This is a genomic window from Paenibacillus jepli (genome assembly GCF_047238105.1).
GTDB lineage: Bacteria > Bacillota > Bacilli > Paenibacillales > Paenibacillaceae > Paenibacillus_D.
The window spans coordinates 2801529-2823191 of sequence record NZ_JBDFMD010000001.1; the positions used below are offsets into that span (position 1 = coordinate 2801529).

At 56.1% G+C, this 21663-nt stretch carries 19 protein-coding genes and 1 pseudogene; 11 read left to right on the top strand and 9 right to left on the bottom strand.

Features of this window, described 5'->3' with window-relative positions; translation table 11 throughout:
* Positions 1 to 17 precede the first annotated feature (17 nt).
* The 4 genes from ABC336_RS12440 to ABC336_RS12455 all read left to right on the top strand — a co-directional run bounded on the left by ABC336_RS12440 (position 18) and on the right by ABC336_RS12455 (position 3404).
* Positions 18 to 1859 carry a sensor histidine kinase gene (locus ABC336_RS12440; RefSeq protein ID WP_413238949.1) on the top strand — a complete coding sequence of 614 codons (1842 nt, stop codon included), beginning with the start codon at positions 18 to 20 and terminating at the stop codon, positions 1857 to 1859.
* Positions 1840 to 2631, top strand: a complete 792-nt coding sequence (locus tag ABC336_RS12445) for a response regulator transcription factor (RefSeq protein ID WP_413238950.1) — start codon at positions 1840 to 1842, stop codon at positions 2629 to 2631. Before ABC336_RS12440 ends, ABC336_RS12445 begins: the two co-directional genes overlap by 20 nt.
* A 99-nt stretch (positions 2632 to 2730) precedes the next feature.
* Complete coding sequence (locus ABC336_RS12450) at positions 2731 to 2994, top strand: AbrB/MazE/SpoVT family DNA-binding domain-containing protein (RefSeq protein ID WP_413238951.1); 264 nt, start codon at positions 2731 to 2733, stop codon at positions 2992 to 2994.
* On the top strand, positions 2991 to 3404 hold the full coding sequence (locus ABC336_RS12455) for a type II toxin-antitoxin system death-on-curing family toxin (protein WP_413238952.1): 414 nt from the start codon (positions 2991 to 2993) through the stop codon (positions 3402 to 3404). Before ABC336_RS12450 ends, ABC336_RS12455 begins: the two co-directional genes overlap by 4 nt.
* Positions 3405 to 3445: 41 nt before the next feature.
* Here the strand turns inward: ABC336_RS12455 and ABC336_RS12460 are convergent, their stop codons facing one another.
* The 7 genes from ABC336_RS12460 to ABC336_RS12490 all read right to left on the bottom strand — a co-directional run bounded on the left by ABC336_RS12460 (position 3446) and on the right by ABC336_RS12490 (position 11246).
* Complete coding sequence (locus ABC336_RS12460; RefSeq protein ID WP_413238953.1) at positions 3446 to 4306, bottom strand: hypothetical protein; 861 nt, start codon at positions 4304 to 4306, stop codon at positions 3446 to 3448.
* Positions 4307 to 4491: 185 nt separating this feature from the next.
* Positions 4492 to 6027: a TRAP transporter permease gene (locus ABC336_RS12465; protein ID WP_413238954.1), complete on the bottom strand. Its 1536-nt coding sequence runs from the start codon at positions 6025 to 6027 to the stop codon at positions 4492 to 4494.
* Positions 6024 to 6752 carry a TRAP transporter large permease subunit gene (locus ABC336_RS12470; RefSeq protein WP_413238955.1) on the bottom strand — a complete coding sequence of 243 codons (729 nt, stop codon included), beginning with the start codon at positions 6750 to 6752 and terminating at the stop codon, positions 6024 to 6026. Before ABC336_RS12470 ends, ABC336_RS12465 begins: the two co-directional genes overlap by 4 nt.
* Positions 6753 to 6755: 3 nt before the next feature.
* Entirely contained in the window at positions 6756 to 7310 is a 555-nt protein-coding gene (locus ABC336_RS12475) for a DUF1850 domain-containing protein (RefSeq protein ID WP_413238956.1), read from the bottom strand.
* Positions 7294 to 8352, bottom strand: a complete 1059-nt coding sequence (locus ABC336_RS12480) for a TAXI family TRAP transporter solute-binding subunit (protein WP_413238957.1) — start codon at positions 8350 to 8352, stop codon at positions 7294 to 7296. The genes ABC336_RS12475 and ABC336_RS12480 overlap by 17 nt, the downstream gene beginning before the upstream one ends.
* 421 nt (positions 8353 to 8773) lie before the next feature.
* The gene (locus ABC336_RS12485) at positions 8774 to 9676 is read right to left on the bottom strand and encodes a response regulator (protein WP_413238958.1); all 903 of its coding nucleotides are present in this window, start codon (positions 9674 to 9676) and stop codon (positions 8774 to 8776) included.
* A gap of 211 nt (positions 9677 to 9887) precedes the next feature.
* A complete protein-coding gene (locus ABC336_RS12490) occupies positions 9888 to 11246 on the bottom strand; it encodes an ATP-binding protein (RefSeq protein WP_413238959.1) in 1359 nt (452 codons plus the stop codon).
* 174 nt (positions 11247 to 11420) lie between these two features.
* Between ABC336_RS12490 and ABC336_RS12495 the strand changes: the two genes are divergently transcribed.
* Together ABC336_RS12495 and ABC336_RS12500 are read left to right on the top strand one after the other, a co-directional pair.
* Positions 11421 to 12338: a LysR family transcriptional regulator gene (locus ABC336_RS12495; RefSeq protein WP_413238960.1), complete on the top strand. Its 918-nt coding sequence runs from the start codon at positions 11421 to 11423 to the stop codon at positions 12336 to 12338.
* 93 nt (positions 12339 to 12431) lie between these two features.
* On the top strand, positions 12432 to 13448 hold the full coding sequence (locus ABC336_RS12500; protein ID WP_413238961.1) for an NAD(P)H-dependent amine dehydrogenase family protein: 1017 nt from the start codon (positions 12432 to 12434) through the stop codon (positions 13446 to 13448).
* 129 nt (positions 13449 to 13577) lie between these two features.
* Here ABC336_RS12500 and ABC336_RS12505 read toward each other — a convergent pair whose 3' ends face one another.
* Entirely contained in the window at positions 13578 to 14846 is a 1269-nt protein-coding gene (locus tag ABC336_RS12505) for an FAD-binding protein (protein WP_413238962.1), read from the bottom strand.
* Positions 14847 to 15129: 283 nt separating this feature from the next.
* Between ABC336_RS12505 and ABC336_RS12510 the strand changes: the two genes are divergently transcribed.
* Both ABC336_RS12510 and ABC336_RS12515 read left to right on the top strand, forming a co-directional pair.
* Positions 15130 to 15315 carry a hypothetical protein gene (locus ABC336_RS12510; RefSeq protein WP_413238963.1) on the top strand — a complete coding sequence of 62 codons (186 nt, stop codon included), beginning with the start codon at positions 15130 to 15132 and terminating at the stop codon, positions 15313 to 15315.
* A 74-nt stretch (positions 15316 to 15389) separates the two neighbouring features.
* A pseudogene (locus ABC336_RS12515) lies at positions 15390 to 16718 on the top strand (amidase).
* A 49-nt stretch (positions 16719 to 16767) separates the two neighbouring features.
* On the opposite strand, the gene ABC336_RS12520 reads toward ABC336_RS12515, so the two are convergent.
* Positions 16768 to 17964 (bottom strand): cation:proton antiporter, encoded by a 1197-nt coding sequence (locus ABC336_RS12520; RefSeq protein WP_413242501.1) that lies wholly within the window; start codon positions 17962 to 17964, stop codon positions 16768 to 16770.
* A 312-nt stretch (positions 17965 to 18276) separates the two neighbouring features.
* On the opposite strand from ABC336_RS12520, the gene ABC336_RS12525 reads away from it, so the two are divergent.
* Genes ABC336_RS12525 through ABC336_RS12535 form a run of 3 tightly spaced genes read left to right on the top strand, consistent with a single transcriptional unit; the run spans position 18277 to position 21652 of the window.
* Complete coding sequence (locus ABC336_RS12525) at positions 18277 to 19131, top strand: ABC transporter permease (RefSeq protein ID WP_413242502.1); 855 nt, start codon at positions 18277 to 18279, stop codon at positions 19129 to 19131.
* A 13-nt stretch (positions 19132 to 19144) separates the two neighbouring features.
* Complete coding sequence (locus ABC336_RS12530; protein ID WP_413238964.1) at positions 19145 to 20017, top strand: carbohydrate ABC transporter permease; 873 nt, start codon at positions 19145 to 19147, stop codon at positions 20015 to 20017.
* 24 nt (positions 20018 to 20041) lie between these two features.
* Complete coding sequence (locus tag ABC336_RS12535) at positions 20042 to 21652, top strand: extracellular solute-binding protein (protein ID WP_413238965.1); 1611 nt, start codon at positions 20042 to 20044, stop codon at positions 21650 to 21652.
* Positions 21653 to 21663: the final 11 nt, after the last annotated feature.

The following is a 21663-nucleotide window of genomic DNA, read 5'->3' on the forward strand; positions in this document are numbered from 1 at the left end:
CTCCGGGAGCGAATGCGATGAACCTGCGTCTGAGGCTGTTAACGGCATTTATGGCACTTGTCATTGTCCCATTGTGCATCCTGGGCGTCATCATCTTCCTGGTTACCTTCCGCACCATCGAGACGAAGCATAGCCAGCAGGCCGAGTATGCGCTGAAGGCGATCAGCTACAGCATTGCCAATGTGTTCGACAACATCGACAGCGTGACGGACACCGGCATCGCCCGGGGCGTATTCCAGGGATCTCTGTCCGCTGGCGAGCCGGATGCCCATAACCTGACCGACGCCGACCAGTTGACACTCAATGCCAATCAGCGCCATTTTCGCTCGCTGCTGTACAGCCACCCTTCGATCGACTTTGCCTTCCTCTATCAGTTCACCGGGGAGCAGCCGACGCACTCGCGGGTCATCACGATCTTCAACAAGGAGAACTTCGAGACGCTGCCATACGAGCAGTTCATGGCGCACCCGCTGTACCAGGAAGTGATGAACCGCAACGGCATGCCGATCTGGATCGCCCCGTACGAATACCCGGAGCTGACCGGTTCGGGCCATGTCTTCACGCAGATCCGACTGGTCAAGGAGCTCAGCAAGCTGCAGCGGATCGGCATCCTGTTCGTGCAGATCAAGAACTGGGAATTCGAAGACATCTTCAAAAATCTGAAGCTCGGCAGCAGCTTGCCGACCACGCGGTATATGCTAGTCAACGACAAGGGCATGATCCTCTATGATGACGAAGGGCGGCTGAACGGACGGGATATCCAGCACTTCATCGATCCTCCCATGGCGTGGGCGCCGACCTATCAGAGCTTCAAAGAAACGTTCGACGGCGAGGAGAGCCTGATCTCGATCTACCCGATGCCGGACGCCCCCTGGCGACTCGTATCCGTTATCTCCTGGAGCTATCTGTCGAGCGAGATCGTCACCTTTGCCCGGTGGTTCGTCGCCATCATCTTCCTCTGTCTGCTCGCGGCGATGGTGTTCAGCCTCGTCTTCATGAATAGGATCACGGGAACGATCGGCAAGATCGTCCGGTTCATGCGCAAAGTCGAGGACGGCGAGCTCGGGGTCCGGGTCGAGGAAAGTGGCAGCGGCGAGCTGCTGCTGCTTGAGGAAGGGTTCAATAACCAGATGAACAAGATCCACGCGCTGTTCGATCAGGTGAAGCGCGAACAGCGGCAGAAGGCCGCCGCGGAGCTGCGGCTGCTGCAGGCGCAGATCAAGCCGCACTTCCTGTTCAACACGCTGGAATCGATCAATGTGCTGGCCGTGCAAAATGAAGGCCGGAAGGTAAGCCAGATGGTGCTGCGGCTTGCCAGCATCCTGCGGATCAGCATCCAGGACGCCGACGAGATCCCGCTGCAGCTGGAAATCGAGCATCTGCGGAGCTACCTCGTTATCCAGAAGTTCAGGTTCGGAGATCTGTTCGAGTACACGATCGATGTTCCGGACGATCTGCTGCCCTGCAACGTGTTGAAGCTGACGCTGCAGCCGCTCGTGGAGAACAGCCTGCAGCACGGCTTCGACGGCATCGCTTATCAGGGCAAGCTGACGGTTACTGCCCAGGCTGATGGGCCGCGCCTTATCCTGACCGTGACCGACGACGGGAACGGCATGACGGCTCAGCAACTGCAGGCGCTGCATTATGCCCCGTCCGGCGACGAAGCTCCGGGTGCGGCGTCTCCCGCCCATCCCGAGCGCCGCGGGCTTGGACTGCGGAGTGTCGCGGACAGACTCCGCTACCACTACGGCAGCCGCTATGGCCTGTTCGTCTGTTCAGCGCCGGGACAAGGAACGATGATCCGGTGTGTCATCCCAAAACATGAGGCGGGTGAGGAGATTGGATCAGCCCAAACTTAGAGGTCTGCTCGTTGATGACGAACAGCCGATATTAAACAACCTGTTCCAGGTGCTGCCGTGGGAAGCGATGAACATCGAGATCGTCAAGTTGGCGCGCAACGGCGCCGAAGCGCTTGCCGCCGTCGAGGCGACCCGGCCGCACCTGATCCTCAGCGATATCCGGATGCCCCGGATGGACGGCCTGGAGATGCTCCGGCAGATCCGGGAGCGGGACTATGACTGCGAAGTGTTGCTGCTGACGGGGTTCAATGAGTTCGAATACGCCCGAAGCGCCTTGCGTTACGGGGTGAAGGACTATATCAGCAAGCCGATCGACTATGAGGAGCTGGCGCAGATCGTCGGCCGTCTGGCCGGGGAGATCCGCAAGCGCCAATGCGCCGAAGAGCCGCCCCCGCAGGTACTGCCGCAGACGCCGGAAGAGTCGCTTGGCCCGGCCAAACGGTCGCCCGAGCGGCTCATGCAGGCCGCCGAGACTTATATCCGGCGCCAGTTGGGCAGCGACTTCGGCATCGAGGAGACCGCGGCCCACCTCGGCATCAGCGCCAGTTATTTTTGTCTCTTGTTCAAGAATCACTTTCACGAGACCTTCGTGGAGTATCTCACCCGTCAGCGGATGGATGCGGCCAAATCCCTGCTGCTCGCAAGCGAGGTGTCTATCGCCCGCATCGGCGCCCATGTCGGGTATCAGGAGCGCCGGTATTTCACCAAGGTGTTCCAGAAATATACCGGCATGACGCCATCGGAGTTCCGTACCCACCACACATCCTCATGAGTCAATGACGGCAGGTTCGCTTCTACTAGATTGAAATCCCAGTGATTAATTGTATAATTGTTATAACAGTTGAATATATTGATAAGGAGAGGAACACCAATGGATGGGATGGTTGAGATGGAACGGAAAGTGACCAAATTTGGCAACAGTCTTGGCATAACCATGACTGACGCTTTGAAGCAAATCGGATTGGAGCAAGGCGATCTAGTCAGCATCGATGTTAATTCATCCACAGGAGAGATCACTATTAAGAAGTCGACAAAAGTCTCTTTACCGGAAGGAATAAGCGCTGACTTCATGGATACGTTGACAGATGTCATTGAGGAATACGATCAAACGCTTAAAGGGCTCAAGGACAGATGAACTCTACTCGTTATTTGACCGTTCAGGAAGTGATAGCCATTAACGTAGCCATGATTCAACGATACAGCCCAGGTGAACATATAGGGGTCAAGGAACCTGGTTTACTCGAATCAGCTGTCCATCGGCCTCAATCTGCTGTCTTTGGTGAAGATGCTTATCCTACTCTGTTCGAGAAAGCTTCGGCTTTGTTCGAATCACTTGGCCAAAATTATCCTTTCCACAATGCAAATAAACGAACCGCTTTTACAGCACTTGTTGTATTCCTGCGCTATAACGGCCTGTCCTTTAAGATGGAAGCAAAAAAAGCCGAGGATTTTACGGTAGATATGGTGAATCATCGATTCGACCGTCAACAAGCTGCTGCAATTATTGAAGCCCACTGCATCGCGATCAAAGACCATAAAATGTAAAAACCATCATCCTCACGCGGATGGTGGTTTTTGATGAGTGTTCACTGCTTACCCTCCTCCAACAGCACCGCCCTTCCCCGGTGCACCCAGTACACCCGATCCGATACCGGGCCAGGCATCAGCCGACAGCTCCGCTGCGCCACTGCGCGGAACATGGAGCTCCGGACGAGCTCACGCGCCCGCTCAGGCGTATCCATCGGCTCGGTGGAGCGCATCGTCAGGACGATCCTGCGGTTCGTGTACGCGATCACATAGGATTCCGGCATCCGGGTGCCGCCGAGCTCCTCCATCAGGAACTGGCATTCGAACGGAAATGGAAAGTCCTGATACACCTCTACCGTACAGGACTTGCGCTGCGGGCTGACCAGTTCCAGTCCCGGCTCCTGCCAGCCCTCGGCCCGCAGATTGCGCTTGGCGATCCGCTTGACCCTCTCCTCCGTGAACCTAGGGTTCAGCTCAAGCATGTTCCGATTCACCATCTTCACCACATCGTCCTTGATCTCCAGGAACACCATCCGCAAGCCTGGCAGGAACGGCTCGGACAGCAGCTCCATCTCGGCCTGGTCAACTACGAGTCGCTCGTCCCGGATCGCCGGATAGAGGTAGCGCGCGTCCAGCTTCATCAGCTTGGCCTCATTCTGCTGCATATACAGAGTCGACCGCACCATGCCGTTCAGATAGTCGACGGCCAGATTCAGATCACCGGTGCTGCGGTAGATCTGATAGGTCTCATGCAGACTGATCTCCGCCCGCTCCTCCTGCCGGCCCGGACTGACCTCGACCAGGAGCAGCAGCGGCTCCCCGGCCTTCCTGCTCACCTTCATCCCCGTCGCTTCGCTCAGCTTCCCCTGCATCATCATTGCAAATTGCTCCGGCGTCTCATAGATTCTGACCGTACTCATTCGTATTCCTCCTCTTGTGGGGCGCCAAGGCACAAAAAAACACCCAAACCAAAACGTCCAGGACGTCCTGCTTGGGTGTGCTTCACCTCAGTGCTATTGCTTATAGCATACATTAATTTACAGGTTGCTGGCAATACATTTTTCTGAAGGCCTTTGAACCAGGCTCATACCGTTGGTACTTCTTGCTACTTGCTCACTTCGTGTCCTTCCACAGGCTGCGCCACCCCGGTGAGCGGCAGCTTCGGCCCTCTCGTTCGATAGAATTGCGTTCCCGCGAGCGTCGCGAGTACGCCGATCCCGACCACATCGGTCACCCAGCTGCTGTGGATCAGCGTCAGCGCGGAGATCAGCGCCATCGTGCGTTCCAACCCGTTGTAGCGGGCAATCAGCCAATTCTGGATAAAGGAGGCGAAGAGGACGATCCCGACCGTAGCTGTCACGATACTCCATAACACGGTGTACCATGGCGTGCTTGTCTCCAGCAGCAACAAGTTGGGATTGGCCACAAAAGCAAACGGCAGCAGCAGCGCGCCGGAGTCAAACTTGAACCCCTGGACGCCGGTCTTCAGCGGCCCTGCATTGGCAATCCCCGCCGCGGCGTACGCCGGCAGATTGATCGGCGGCGTATCGTCGGCCAACACGCCGTAATACAACACGAACAAATGCGCGGTCAACACAGGCAGGCCAAGACCTACCAGGGCAGGCGCAACGGTCGCCGCCAATACGATATACGTTGCTGTTGTCGGCAGTCCGAGCCCCAGGATCAAGCAGGCGAACACCGTCAAGACAAGGGCAACGTACAGCTGCGTATGCTCGAAGACCAGGAACGCGGGCAAGAAGTCGACAATCCCTTCCGAATAACTCATGACGATGCGGGTGAACTTCGTATTGAGCCCCGACAGCTGCAGCACGCCGATCAAGATGCCTGCCGTGGCGCAGGCGACAGCCACCGAGAGCGAATTGCGCGCCGCCAGTTCAAGACCGGCCAGCAGCTGCTTCAAGCCATACCGCAGAGGCGTCCCTTCCGTTTTGAACTTCTTGTGCAGCAGCGCAAACGATACGGCGACCACAATGCCGAGCACCACCATCAGCGAGATATCCGAATGCCAACGGATGAATTGGCCCCCGAAAAAACTGCGGTTCACCTGGTTCAGCAGTCCGTTGATGCTATCGATGCTGAATTGCAGTCCGAAGGTGAGCAGACAAAGCCCGCCGGCATACAGCAGGCTTCTGCCGATGCGCTCTCTGAAGCGGTGGGCAAAAAAGGCAATGACCAGCACCGCGATAATGGCGAAAAAGGCGGCATTGAAAATCGAGCGCCGCTCAATGACGAGAAAATACATCAGCACCAGGATCGGGATAATGAGATAACCCTGCTGGACCAGCAGCTTCCTTCCCGAGACGAGCTCGCTCTTGGCCATCCCGGTGATCCCGTTCTTGGAAGCCTCGAAATGCACCATGAACAGGATGGCCACGTAGCTCAGGATAGCAGGAATCAGTGCACTCTTGATAATCTCAAGATAAGGAATGTTCGTCATCTCCGCCATAATGAACGCTGCCGCGCCCATGATCGGCGGCAGAAACTGCCCGCTCGAAGAAGCAGCTACCTCCACGCCCCCTGCCACATGCGGTTTGAAGCCAACCCGCTTCATGAGCGGGATCGTGAAGGTCCCCGTAGTGACAGCATTGGCTGTGGAGCTGCCGGAGATGCTGCCCATCATCCCGCGCTCGCCACGACCGCCGCTTTGGCAGGCCCGCCCTTATAGCGGCCGCATGCCCGCAGCGCCAGGTCGATAAACATCTTGCCCGCCCCGGTCGTCTCGAGAATGGCCCCGAACAGGATGAAGATGAACACGTAATATGCCGAAGCGTAGATGGGCGTGCCGAAGATGCCCGTCTTGAGGAAGGAAACCTCCGAGATGAAGCGGTTCAGCCCAGTCATTGTCAACCCTCCCCGGCTATGGTGGAATTGACCGGGCAAGAACTCGCCGAGGAAGAAATAGCCGATGAAGATACCTGCAATAATGACCAGCGGTTTCCCGACCACGCGCCTGGCCGCCTCTAGTACTAGGACAACTAGCAACACGCCGACCGCCAGGTCGAAGCCCGTCAGCTTGCCGCTGAGGATGCGCATTTCCGCCTGGTTTTGGATGATATGGAAGCCGACAAATGCGGCTCCCAGCGCCAGGAGCATATCATACCAAGGAACGCTTGTCTGGCCCAGCCCCTTCTTCACCGGATAGATCAGAAAGACGAGCACCAGAGCAATGGTTAAATGAAAGATCAAATAGGTCGTCGACCGAACCGGGATGCCGAAGCCCGCACTGTAGAAATGAAACAGCGACATGACGATGCACAAAGCCATGACAATCAAGCCCCAGCTCCCGCGAAGCTCCCGGTCGCCTCCCTCGAGCTCATGAATTTTTTTCTGCTGCGCTTCATCCATGCTCTACTTTCCTTTCCAATTGGAATAAGAAATCGATTCCAGCCATGTCATCGGTTTGACGAAAATGGTTATTCGATTCCCGGCATATGGCGCTTCAGAAAGTAGGATTTCTTCTTCTCTGAAGTAGAAAGCGTGAGGGAAGAGGCTGGAGGGCAGCATGCGAATGCCGCCACTCCCAACCAATCGATTAAGCTCCCTGCTGACGTAATAACCGTCGATACGTTCTGTCTCACCTTGCAGTTCATAAGGCAGCCCGGCCCCGAATGAGCGTGTCCAGCTCTCCATGGTACACAAGCGGCCGCGATCGTCAAACTGAAATTTCTCAATGACCGGCGACCGTTCGACAGAGTGGATGTATCGATGGGAGAACCATTCGCCCGCCTCAATCTCATGCTTCCACAAGACCGTCCCGCTCTTGTAGTCCTCGATCATCAGCCAGTTGTACGGGCTCTCCAGACGCAGGAACACGATGGCCGCCAGTCCCACTAGCGAGATCGCAAACGCGTATCGTGCTGCTTTTCGTGCAATGGACGACGTCTGATTATCCTTGCTCGTCATAGAAGCGCTGAGCTCCCGGATGAACTGGAATCGACATGCCGTCCAGGGCGGAGTCGATCGTCACGTCGTGACCGCGTGCATGCGTATCCTGGAGCACCTGGAGGTTGTCGAAGATCGCCTTGGTCATCTCATAGACCTGGTCCTCCGGAAGATCGTCTCTGACGACAAGCATGGATTGGACGGCAACGGTAATGACATCCTCCGGCAAGTCGTACGCGTCCGCCGCCAGGTCGAATTGCGTATAGTACGGATAAGCGCTGATGAGATCACTGATCTTATCCGCTTCGATGGGCAAGATCCGCACATCTCTCATCGTCGCCAGCTGCTGAATCGCTCCTGTCGGCGTGCCGGCGGTTACGAAGGCCGCGTCGACGTTGCCGTCCTGGAGCGCAGTGGACGCATCGGCAAAGCTCATGTACTCGACGCTGATGTCATCGTAGCTGATGTCATGGATCTCCAGAATCTGACTGGCATTCACTTCCGTGCCGGACCCGGCGTCGCCGACGGCCACCCGCTTGCCGATCAGATCCGCTACACTCTCGATGCCGCTGCCCTCCACCGTGACGATCTGGATGACCTCCGGGTACAGCGTCATCATCCCGCTGAAGCCGTCAAGCACGGACTCAAACATGTGGATGCCTTCCAGCGCGTACTGCGAGAGATCATTTTGGACGAGCGCCATCTCTGCTTGTCCCTCGCTGATCTCGTTGATATTGACCACGGATGCGCCGCTGACGAGACCCGTAGCGGACACCGTGTCGAAGGCTCCGTCGATAATATTGCCTATAGCTACGCCGAGCGGAAAATATACGCCCGCCTCTCCGCCAGTAAGAATCGTGATGTCGGTTACCCAATCATCCCCGACTGTCGCCTCCGACCCCTGCACCTCGGGCTCGTTGCCCTGACCGTTCTCCGAATTCCCGGCATTTCCGGTGTTTCCAGCGTTCCCAGTGTTGCCCGTGTTGGCGTTGTTGCCCCCACATGCCGCCAGGATCAAGCAGAATGCCAGCACCAATGTCCATACCCCAAGTAATCTTTTCATCTTTGCAGACCTCCCAGTGGTTTAATGGATGTTTTAATCGCGAACGATTGCAACCATCTTAAACCACAACCTACAGAAACCTACCGGGACCTACAAAAAAAACATTCCCTTCCGACCGTTGGGTCGATTATTCTCGGGAATGTTCGTATCTGAGGTAAGCATTCAGACTGCCCTCAAAATAAAGCCTCAAGGTAACGGATCGTTCTTCCGATCGCTGTTGTTCCCAGATTTCTTGATTTTGGACCCCTTATAAGGGGGAAATCCGGGACAGCATATGCTTCCGAAGCTAGCTTTTCTGCGAAAAGCTCTCGGGCGAACGCTACGCAGCATAAGCTCTCGAAGCCGCTTTCTTCCAGAAAGCGTTGACCAGAATCGATTCCGCACCCATCGGCACTTTTGAGGGCAAGCTGATGAATGGCATTTACTTATTCATTTTATTTAATTTCCCTCCAATTTCATAGATGAAAATCTGAATGAATTTCTTAGCATTGACTTTGCCGCTGATCGTTCGCGGCTCACCCTCAAGCTCTCTCATGCGCAGCCTCACATCCTGGAAATTGAAGAACAAGGGTGCGTAATGCTCGAATTTTGGATTGCTGTAATCCGTGAGGCCGATGGAGGCCAGATTCGTCAGGGCCGTGAACACCGTTCTCCTGATCCGCTGCTCGATTGCTTTCGTTTCTTTGGCCACCTCCGCTTCAGTTTCTTTGTAGGCTCTTGCCCTCGATTGATAGACCTCCTTAAGCAGCGGGATCTCATGCGACTGCCCCTGGTTCATGATATGCTCCGCAATCGCTATCAGATCTTTGCCGCCGGCCTCGCCACTGATGCCCAGATCCATCAGGATCTGTCCGGCGACATCGCGAATCGACAGCGGCGTAGCTGCATCCGGCTTGTTCGGGTGTTGAAGTCCCGCGATGGACTTCTGTATGGCTTCCAGAGAGCGGTACAGACTCCATTGGTCCCGCAAACGGGTCAGGACCGCTTCTACTTCCAGTCGGTTGATCGGCTTCTGGATGAAGAACTCGATGCCGCTCTGATACGCTTGTCCTACCATTTCTTTGCTGACGATCTGCGAGATCATGACGTATTTCCCGTCATATCCCTTGGTCTTCAACTGCATCATCGTCTCGATGCCATCCTGATCCGGCATCATGAAGTCGATGAGCACAATATCCGGCTGGGTCGCGAGGACGACAGGTACGCCTTCCGCGCCTCCCTCGGCCAACCCCACTACCTTGCCGATCCCGCTGTCTTCAATAATTCGTTCCAGCGACCTCCGGCAGGCGGGGTCATCATCCACAATGCAAACCGAAAACGCCATCGACACTTCCCCTTTCTTTAGTACATAGAGGTGGGAGTGAAGCACATGTGAGATCATTGGATATTTGTCCCTATGAGATGGGGCGAATCGCGAATCACTGTGAGGTAAACTAACTCGGCAGGTCAAACCAGATGACCATGCCATTATCATAGCTTAGGTTTTCCTATCTGTAAACCGCCATACCGGTTCACTGGAAGAGTCTCCCCTTCAGCTAATCGGATACATGCAAGAGATCCGGATTTTCCTTGATCAGATTGCGTACAGGAATCGAAACCGTGAAGGCGCAGCCTTGACCAGAACCACCCGTTTCGACCTGGATTCGACCTTCGAAGGAAGCTACGATATCTCTGACATGGGATAGCCCAATACCTGTCGCACCTACTCCTTCATGATTGTATTTGGTCGTGAATCCCGGCTCGAATATAAGGCTGCGGTCTTTCTCGGAGATGCCGATCCCGTTATCCGTCACCACAAACACTGCCTCGTCCCCCTCGCGCGTAATTCGGATCCTGACGGTACCGTCCTCCTCGATGGCTTCCACTGCATTGGCCACCAGATTGTTAAGCACGGTTATCAACGGATTGTAGCGGGCAATTGCCATGTCGGTCTGCACGCTTTGGTCGATCCGGATCTGTTTGCCCAGCAGCTTGCTGTACTCTTGATTGGCCTTGACGACATAGCTTAGCACTTCTTCGGGGTTCATCACCGCCACAGTCTGGCGATCGAACAATTTGACCAGGCCGGCCAATATGCGCTGCGAGTCTTTTTTTACCTCATGAATCTGCTGGCTAAGGTCCAGCGCCTGGCGGCTGTACGCTTCCATTCCTTTCACTTGCTTCAATCTGCGGTACAAATCATACCCGTATACTGTGATGTTCTCGATCGTATTCATCGACTTCTTCAGATAAAATGCCTCGGAGAACAAGCTGGAGCTCACCTTGATCATTTGTTCCATCCGCTTGTTCTGCTCGGCCTGGACCAATCGCATCTGGCTAATGAGGATCCCGCTGTAGATCCCAACCACAAAATAACTCCGGAGCACGGCAATCGATGAAATGAGGTACATGTCATCGAGTTGAAAAAAATAGGGACTGTGTATGAACCGGCGAACGACCAGCTCGCACACGTTGGATACAATATCCACCACAGCAACCCCCCCGCCGAGAATGAGCGGATGAAGGGTCTGAATGCGATGCTTGATCGCACCCATGCCTATGGCAAACAAAATATAAAACACCGTCGCACCGACATGCGTCTGCAGGCTCGCAGCCAGCTCAAAGGCTCCGTTCAGCGAATCGAGCAGCGTCCGGTAGAGCAGTACGGTTATTCCCGTGACAACCCCCAGCTTGATAAATGACAAATGGTTCATCAGCATCAGGAACAGCAGAAAGGTGCTCGCTCCCAGACCAATCCGGAACATATCGCCGCTGAACGGGTATATCATGACTTGACCGGCAATGGCTGTTGCCATACCGATGCCGAGCATGGGCAGGAAACCAGACTTGAGTCTGGAAAGCCGTCGCCCGCTGTCCTTCCCGCCCTGATCGAAGCTGTAAAACAAATCGTTCATCTATTCAGCCCCTCGGCCAAGACATATTGGGTAATCTCTCATAAGTATACCGTAAAATGGATCGTTGGTGGCAGATGGTCGTCAGAACATCCGAGCTTGCCATCATCACGGATTGCGCGGCAACACTCGCCCGTATTAGAATCGGTTTAAGAATCCAGGAAGGATCGTGTAGAGATGAACTATTTGGCATTGCGTTATTTTGTCGAGATCGGCCATACGCTTAATTTCAGCAGAGCCGCAGAGAATCTGCATATTTCCCAGCCCGGCTTAAGCCAGCAAATCTCCGCATTGGAAAAGGAGCTCGGCTTCAAGCTGCTGCAGCGCTCCACGCGCAAGGTCGCTTTTACGGAAGAAGGGCAATACCTCTACCATACGTTGTTGACTGTCTTCGACAACCTCGAGAGAACGATCCTGGAGATGAAGCAGGCCGGTACGATCCCCCAGCCCGTCCTCCGGATCGCCACAGTTCCGTCTGCCGCCAGCCGCCTGGTTCCTATCCTCATTCGACAATTGAAAGCATACCGTTCAGGCCTTGAATTTTTCATCAAGGAGACGACGTCCACCCACGCAGTCGAATTGTTGCAGCGCGGCGAGTTCCATCTCGCATTCATTCGTACGCCGATCGATCTGAAGCAGTCGATCCCCTCGACGCTCGCCTGGATGGAGTTCCCGAAGCATCCGCTGCGCCTCGTGGTCAGCGCGTCTCATCCGGCGGCGTCGCAGGAGGAGGTCGAGCTGTCGGCATTCAAGCACGACAACTTCCTCCATTATGATCCGAAGCACTCTCCGGCGCTCTATTACCTGGTGGAGCTGGCCTGCTTGAACGCCGGCTTCATGCCGAAGACCATCGGCGCCGGACCGGAGATTCTTACCCTGGCCAATCTGATCTCCAATGGGACCGGTATCGCGTTGATGCCGGAAGACATGCTTGATCTGCTGGCCGCCTACCCGATTACCGGACTTCGCTTAAAGAATGCTTCCCTGTACAGTTCCATCTCGGTACTCTGGAATGAACCGGTTGCGACCCTCTTTATGGAGCAGGCGCTCCGCACCCTCCGGCAGATTCGGGAGGATGAGCCGCAGGATTCATAACCAGAACTTATAGATATATAACAACATCGTATTTTTTCTATTTAATCTTTCGTGTTACATTTTTCTCCATGAGGAGAAAAGGAGATGAGCACGATGAATCAAGCAGCAAAAATACACGTCCTGATCTATGGGCTGGGCCCGATCGGGATACAGATCCTTCAGCAATGCCTGCGTTCAGAACGGTTGGCGCTGATCGGTGCGGTCGATATCGACCCGGGCAAAATCGGCCAGGATATCGGCGAGTTGGCAGGCGGCAAGCCGATCGGCCTCCGCGCGGTATCCTCAGTGGAGGAGATCGCCGTCCCGGTATCGGATGGAAGAAAGGTGGCGATCCAGGCGACGGGCTCGAATCTGGAGCAGGTATGGCCGCAGATCCGGCAGCTGCTGGATGCCGGGTTCTCCGTCGTATCTACCTGTGAGCAGCTGTCCTACCCGTGGCATCGCTATCCCCGGCTGAGCGCCGAGATCGACCGCTATGCGCGCCAGACACGTCACATTGTCGTCGGAACCGGCGTCAATCCGGGATTCGTCATGGATTCGCTGGCCCTGTATCTCACCTCCGTAACTAACGGTATTCACAGCATCGCCGTCTCCAGGAAGGTGGATGTGGCCCGGCGGCGCGTCCCGCTGCAAAAGAAGGTTGGCATCGGCATGACAGCCGAGCAGTTCCAGGCACTGGCGCGGGAGGAGAGGATCGGACATGTGGGATTGGAGGAGTCGCTGCGCTTGATCGCGTATGGTCTGGAGCTGACTTTGGAGGACGTGCAGAACCGCATCGAACCGACGCTCGCCGAGAAGGATATGACGCTGGCGGTCGGGCCGTTGAGAGCAGGGGAAGTGAGCGGCATGCATCAAGTATCGCGCGGCACCACAGCAGAAGGCGTGTCCGTCGAGCTCGACCTCACCATGGCTGTCGGCGCTGCGCAGGAGGACCGCATTACCGTACGCTCGGATGAGATGCCGCCGCTCTCGCTCGTCATTCCGAACGGCATCTTCGGCGACACGGCAACCGCCAATATTGCCGTCAATACGGTGAAGACCGTGCATTCGTTCGCTGCCGACGGTCTCCTGACGATGGCCGATCTTCCTATCATACGGAATAGCAAATAACCGCTGCGCGGAATCGCAAAACCGCCCAAGCCAGGACGTCTGGGACATCCGGCTTGGGCGGTCTTCTGAGCTCGACGCTCCCCGTCGCCATCCCTAGCCGCTGGAGACGGTGGCGGTCAACGTGAGCAGCTATACATTGAATATGTACGTGTCCAGATACGCATTGCGAAACTTGCCCGCTTGATCGCAGCGGCGGGCCAGATCTCTAAATTCCGGAAGTCTGGGGTAGTACAGCTGCAGCTTCTCCGGGCTCATCGTGAACAGCTTGCCCCAGTGCGGGCGGGCGCGGAACGGCTCCAGACGGGCCTCCATCTCCGGCAGCAGCTGGCGTACGGACTCCCAATCCGGCTTCCAGGTAAAGTGGAAACCAACGGCGTCCTGTTCATAGCACGGGCTCAACCACAGCCGGTCGGCCGCAATGGTCCGCAGCTCCGAGGTAAATAGCAGCGGCGCGATGTTCTCGCGAAGGCTCGCGATCGCCTCGAGAGCGGACAGCGCATGCTCCCGAGGCACGATATATTCGCTCTGCAGCTCCTCACCCGCACTCGGCGTGAAGGCCATCTTGAAATGCGGCATCCGCTCGTGCCACGGTCCCGCTATCCCGCACTGCTCGCTGCAATGCTCGGCCTCCTGGCCGGGAACGGGATGCAGGTTGACCTCCGAGAGCTTGGCCCCGTGGAACTGTCCGACCCCAGGCACGGACGTTGAACCTGCTGGCACCGTTTGCTTCAACCAGACTTGATTGAACGTCGTATCCGTCCAGTCCGAGAACAGGCTGACACTATATCCTGAAGCTACGATGGCCTCAAAGTTATGCTGCACCTCGCTCAGCGGCAGCCCTTCATAGACATGCTGCATCATGTCGAATGCAGGCACCACATCCAACGTCAATTTCGTGACGACGCCCAGTGCCCCGAGCCCGACTACCGCGCCGAAAAACTCGCCGTCTGCCTCGTCTCGCGTGAAGGTTGCCACCTCGCCGTCCGCCTTGACGATCTCCAGACTATACACAGCGGTTGCCAGATTCCCATGCGCATCGCCCGACCCATGGGTCGCCGTCGCGCAAGCCCCAGCAACCGAGATATGCGGCAGTGAAGCCAGGTTGTGCAGCGCATAGCCCTGCTCATGCAAGTACGTGCACAGATCCCCGTACCGGATCCCGCCCTCCACCGTCACCCGGTTGTGTTCGCGGTCCAGCGAGAGGACACGGTTCATCCGCTCCATCGACAGATGCGTCGCATGCGTATCCGCGATGCCATTGAAGGAATGACGCGACCCCAACACTTTGATCTTCTCGCTTCCAGCAACCCGCTCGCGCACCTCGTCCAGATTGTCAGGCACATGACATTCTACTGCCCCATAGGTATAATTGCCGGCCCAATTCTTCTCGTATCTCAATATCCCCAGCTCCTTTGCAGGTCTTGGCTCGATTGTATCATTAAGTGTACTTCTACACACTCTGGAAACCGTTGGTTTTTTTTGACCCTCGTTATCATATGATTTTATTAATGCGATTAAAGGAGTGATCCCGTGCAGTACCCGAGGCAAGACCATCGAACGTGGCGCCCGAGTCAGCCTACGCCGCCCATCCAGATGGCCGATGCTCCATACTTCCCGTCCAAGCCTGTCCAAACGCCCGAGGAATACTATCGCTTTTTCCCAGCCGAAGGAGGCGCATGCCATGACCCAGAATGAAAATCTGTGTAAGCTGCAGCTGCAAGGCATACCGGTGCTGTCTGGCGACCTTCACTATGTTCAGTGCTTGAAGCAAGCGATCCAGCAAGCGCAGCTGCCCATGAAGGACTATCCCAACCTGCACAAAACCGCGCCGATCACCATCGTCGATCCAGCGGTGATCCGGTCATGACGAGTCTGGAATGGGCGACGGCGACCGAGCTCTCCGTTTTGATCCAACGCAAGCAGCTCTCGCCTGTAGAGCTGATGACCGCGCTGATCGAACGAACCCATCACCTCGAGCCTGCACTGGATTCGTATATTACCTTCCTCCCGGAGCTGGCCTTAACCGAGGCCCGACAGGCGGAGCGCGACATCCTACAAGGCCGTTATCGCGGCCCGCTGCACGGCATACCTATCGGAATCAAAGATAACTTCTACACCAACGGCATCCGGACAACAACAGGTTCGATCATGCTCAAGAACTTTATTCCCACGGTGGACGCCACGACGATAACGAAGCTCAAAGACGCCGGTACGGTAATGACAGGAAAGCTGAATGTTCATGAATTTACCGTCGGATTGACCAACATCAATCCGTTCTATGGAAGCTCCCGCAATCCCTGGAATCCTAACCATATGACTGGCGGATCCAGCGGAGGCAGCGCCGCAGCTGTTGGAGCGGGGCTGGTGCCGATCGCTACGGGAACCGATACGTTCGGATCGATCCGCGGGCCGGCAGCGATGTGCGGAATCTATGGCTTGAAGCCGACCTTCGGCCTGGTCAGCTCCTATGGCGTGACGCCATTAACCTGGTCGCTGGATCACATCGGCCCCATGGCGCGCTCTGTGTCCGACCTCGCGCTGATGCTCAACGCCATGAGCGGCTATGACCCGAAGGATCCCAATTCGCTAAAGGCGCCATGGACCGACTATACGGAACACCTCCACGACCTGGACGTCAGCGGACTGCGAATCGGCGTTCCCGGCTATTTTTTGAGAGGGCTCGACCCTGATGTGGAGCGGTCTTTCACAGCCGCCCTGGGCACATGGGAAGGACTGGGAGCGAAGCTGGTGCCCCTGGATATCCCCGAGCTTGAGCTGTCCGCCTTTGCAGAATATGCGGTCCTTGTCAGTGAAACAGCGAATATACATCATGAGATGCTGCTGCAGTATCCGCAATACTTCGGGCAGGATGTCCGGGCCTTCCTCCAAGTGGGTGAGATCACCTCCACTCAGTCTTATCTGCAGGCACAGCAAGCACGCAGGCAGTTGACAGAGGCAATGGGCGATTGCTTCCAACAAGTCGAGGTGATAGCTGCACCCACCCTGCCTATTGCCGCGCCTCGTTTTCAGACTAACTGAGTTCAGCAAAATATCGACGTCACCATCCGCTGCATGCCCTTTACCGCTCCGCCAAACTTGACAGGTCTGCCTAGCCTGGCGGTGCCAGCCGGCCTGTCCCCGGACCAGCTTCCGATCGGCATGCAGCTGATAGGCAGCCACTTGGCCGACAAGACCTTGCTGCAGCTCGGAGCCAAGTGGGAGCAGACCAATCCTTTGGGAGGATGCAGGCCGGTCCTGGATTATTCTTGATGTAAGTGAATACAGTTGAGGGAGCAGGATTATCATTCGGTATCCAGAGTTAGTCTTTCCCCCCGCTCCCCAGCCGCTTGGCCAAGGGATAGATGCCCAGGCTCTGCAGCACAAGCGACAAGAGCACAACGGCGAAGGACAGCGAGAGGATCAGCCTCGTCTCTCCGGTGAAAGATGCTTCCTGCACCAGCGTGAGCAGCAGCACCACGGACACCGTCCCGCGAATGCCCGAGAAAGCGATCAGGGTGCAGGTCCGCCAGTCGTTGAAGTCGCGCCAGCCCCTGAACGATTCCATCGTGAGGATGATCACAACAAACCGGATGACCAGGGATAATGCGAGTATCCCCGCGGCCAACCCCCACACGTCCCAGGCCAGATACTCCATCGCCTGGATGCCGATCAGCAAAAACACCAGCGACAGAATGGTCGGCTCCACTACATTCCAGAAGCCATCCAGCGCCTCCCGGTAGTGATCCTCCTTATTCGTATGCTCGAACTCCCAGCCCAGCATGATGCCGGATGCGACAACCGCCAGCACCCCGGACATCCCGAGCAGCTCTGCCAGATGAAACACGCCATAAGCTGCAACAATACTAAGCATGACCTGATATTCCCGGTGATGGGTGACATGAACGGTCTTGCTGAGCAGCCAGCCGATACCCACGCCCAGTAACGCTCCGCCCAGCCCCATCTGCAGAAACTCCCCGAGAAACGACTGCCATTCAAACGCCCGCCCCTCCGTATACATGCCCGCCAGAACACCGAACAGGACCACGCTTGTCCCGTCGTTGATCATCGATTCGCCATCCACGACGTCAGCGGCCCCTTCATCGATGGATGACTGCTTGAGGATGGACACGACAGATACGGGGTCCGTTGGCGTAAGAACAGAGGCGATCAGCAGCGCACCGACGAAGGACAAACCGCCGAACAGCCCTGCCATGGCATAAATAGCCATCCCCAGCAACAGCGCTGTAACGAGCAGCCCGATCGTGCTCAGCACAGCAATCACCCCGGCATGTCGCCGCAATGCCCGGGGGGGATACTTGTAGGCGGACACAAACAACAAGCCCGGCAGGAAAATATCGTACAAGATGTCCTTGCTCACTTCCAGATGGGCAAAGTAGGGAATAAAGGATAAACCGATGCCGAGGAGCACCAGGATCATGGGCACCGGGAAGTTTTCTTTTTTCTTGTCCACCGCAAAAATAATATAACCCGCCAACAGCAACAGGATGACCTGCATCACTTCCACCTGACTCGCCCCTCTCGCTCAGAATCTCTTTGAGGTAATTAACCGCTCACGATTCAGATGAGTCAGCAAGAATCTGCCTCATTGGCGAATATGGCGCATGGACAAGCCCCGAACCCTTGCCCCGCCTGCATTTGCCCCCCTGCGAATCATGCATATCGACAGCGGAATGGGAGATTGAGCTATGCCGCCCCGCCCCTTATAGTTAAGACAATTGCTGTTGTACCTGCAGGCACAGCAAGGGGAGGGGAGCTGAAGTTGAGAACACCGACGATCCGCAAGGTCAAACAGAACGTTCCGCTGTACATGATGTTTATTCCAGTTATCGCTTTCTTCATCGTAGCGAAATTCGCGCCGATGTTCGGCCTGGTCATCGCCTTCAAAAATTATAATTTTATGGAAGGCATTCTTGGCAGTCCCTGGGTAGGGACGCGGCACTTCGAGATGCTGTTCAGCCTGCCGCAAACGACCCGCATCATTAAGAATACGTTCATCATAAGTGTGTTGACCGTTGTCGTCGCCTTTCCGTTTCCCATCCTGTTGGCTATCATGCTCAATGAAGTGCGCAGGTCATGGTTCAAGCGCGGCGTGCAAACGCTGGTCTATCTGCCCCACTTCTTCTCGTGGGTCATTGTGGGCGGCATGGTCGTCACCTTGTTCTCGCAGCAGAGCAGCTGGATCAACACGCTTATTACCGACTGGTTCGGCTCGCCCTACCCCTTTTTATACAAGGAGGGCTCGTGGCTGGCCATCTTCCTCGGTTCAGGGATCTGGAAGGACAGCGGTTTTGCCTGTATCATCTATCTGGCGGCGATCTCTGCGATCGATCCTACCCTTTACGAGGCCTCCAGCATGGACGGCGCAGGCAAGTGGCGGCAGATCTGGCATGTGACCCTGCCGGGCATGGCGCCTACGATTGTCTTGATCCTGATCCTGTCGCTGGGCAACGTGATGGAGGTTGGCTTCGATAAGATCTATGTGCTGCAGAACAGTGTCATCGCCATCTCGGAGGTCATCAGCACCTATATTTACAAAGCCGGACTTCTTGGCGCCCAGTTCAGCGCTGCAGCTGCCATGGGGCTGTTCGAATCCCTGGTCGGCTTCATCCTCGTCCTGACGGCCAATCAGATTGCACGCAAATTCAACCGGGGCTTATGGTAAGGAGGGCAGAACGATGAAAGCAAGTTCCAGCGAAAAGCTGTTTTATACGATGAATTATATTCTTCTCGCGATTGCAGGTCTGAGCTGCTTGCTGCCGCTCATTCATATCGTCTCGCTGTCCTTGAGCGACTACCATGCGGTCGTATCCGGCCAGGTCTTCCTGTGGCCCGTGCGTTGGACAGTCGATGCGTATGTCACGCTGATCGAGGGCACCAATATTGTACGGGCGTTTCAGAATAGCGTAGTTATCACTGTCGTAGGGGTGGCGCTCAGCATGAGCTTCACCATCATGGCCGCTTATCCGCTCTCGAGGAACTACTTCTTCCTGAGGCGCTTCTTCTCGCTCGCGGCGGTATTCACGATGCTCTTCAATGGCGGACTCATCCCCACCTATCTGATCATGAGCAACCTCGGCCTGGTGAACACGTATGCCGTGCTGTGGCTGCTTGGTCTGGTAAGCGTATTCAACATGATGGTGCTGCGAACCTCATTCGAGAGTCTGCCGCCGGAGATCGATGAGGCTGCGAGGATGGATGGCTGCGGCGAGTGGCGCTACTTATTCCGCATCGTCCTGCCCTTGTCCTTGCCCGTGCTGGCTACCCTTACCCTGTTCTACGGGGTTGCCTATTGGAATGCTTTTATCAGCGTGCTTATCTATATCAATGACTCCCACAGGCTCAACTTGACCGTCCTGGTGCAGCAGATGGTACAGAGCCAGAGCCTGCTCTCGGAAGTCAATCAGCAATCGTCCGATGTGATGTCGCTGACACCCGAATCCATGAAATCGGCCGGCATCATCATCATGGTATTGCCCATGCTTATCGTGTATCCTTTCTTGCAAAGATACTTTGTCAAAGGCGTCATGATCGGCGCCATCAAAAGCTAAACACAACTTAGGGGGAATGTTAACATGAGTATCAAGCGCACACTTGCCACAACAGCCGCAGCCGGTCTCCTGGCCGTCGCTGCCGCAGCCTGCAGCAGCGCCAATACGCCTAGTCCGTCGACCGGCACGCCCGATAACCAGACCGACGCCAAGCTGCCGATCACCGCTTCGATCTATGACCGCGGCTCCGTTCCTAGCGAGGCCGGGACGGTGGAGAACAATTTCTGGACCGACTGGATCAATGACAATGGTCCTGCCCAGGCAAGCTTCGTGGCCATCCCGCGGGGCGAAGCGGTGCAGAAGTTCAACGTCCTGCTGGCGTCCAAGAGCGCTCCGGACCTCATCTTTGAGTTCGACGGCGCCTTCCGCGGCCAGCTGTACGATACGAAGGCCATCCTCCCGGTCGATGAACTGATCGAAACGCACAGCACCGTCTATAAAGAGCTGATCGAGCAATATCCGGCGCTGCTCAAGGTCGCCACCAAAGAAGACGGCAAGATGTACGAATTCGGCCGCGTCAGCCGGACGGGCGCCGACATGTCCATGTTCATCCGCATGGATTGGCTGGAAGAGCTCGGACTGGAGGTGCCGACGACTGCGGAAGAGCTGTTCGAGGTAGCTCTGGCCTTTACGAAGGACGACCCGGACCGCAACGGCCAGCAGGATACCTTCGGCATGGATATGTCCTCGCTCATCGACATGATGTTCCAGAATGTCACATGGGTAGTGGAGGACGGCAGGCTGGTGAAGGATTGGGACCGCCTGCAAGCCGCTGTCGAGTTCAAGAAACGGCTGTACGATGCAGGTATCGTGGACAAAGACTTCCTGACGGACAAGAACGGCGAGAAGGCCAAGCAGGACTGGATCAACGGCAAGGTAGGCATTTATGCCGGCCGCGTGCATCATGTGAATCAACTGATTCCGTATGAATCCTTCCGCAAGAACAATCCCGAGGGCCGTATCGAGGTTATCGCCTTGCCCGCCTCTTCCTTTGGTCAATTCAGCCCGAACCTGAACAACCCGGTGCAGATGACGGCGGTCATCAACGCCGGCGCCAAGCATCCCGAGGCCGTGATGAAATATGTCGACTTTATGGCGTCAGAATCGACCATGATGACGATGAAATACGGCTTTGAGGGCGAGCATTACGAGATGGGGGACAATGGCTGCCCCGTCCAGCTGGATCCCGAGAAATTCCAGAAGGAGGTTTCCTGGAACCTGGACTTCTCCATGCTCTTCTCGAGCATCCTGCTGGGGGATTGCGGCGTGCAAAAGGGACAGCTGAACCCTCAGGTCGCGCTTGAGAAGGAATTTATCGAGCTGGTCGAGCAGGCCGATGCGCTCTATATGGATGCCAGCCGTCCGATGGCCAACCTTACGCATCCGGAGCACATGCCGGCCTTGCCGCAGGATCTGCGTCAGATCAGCACCGCCGTGACGGAAGCGATCACAGAGCAGACGAACAAAGCGATCATCGCCGGCGCCTCCTTCACCACAGAGCAGGCCATTGCGGCAGCCAAGGAGATCTGGACCCAATCCGGCGGCACCCAGCTGGAGGAATTCCACGCGAACTGGTATGAGGCCAATAAAGATACTGCCTTCCTGGCCAAAGATATGTTAGAGTTTATTCAATAGCAATCAGCTTG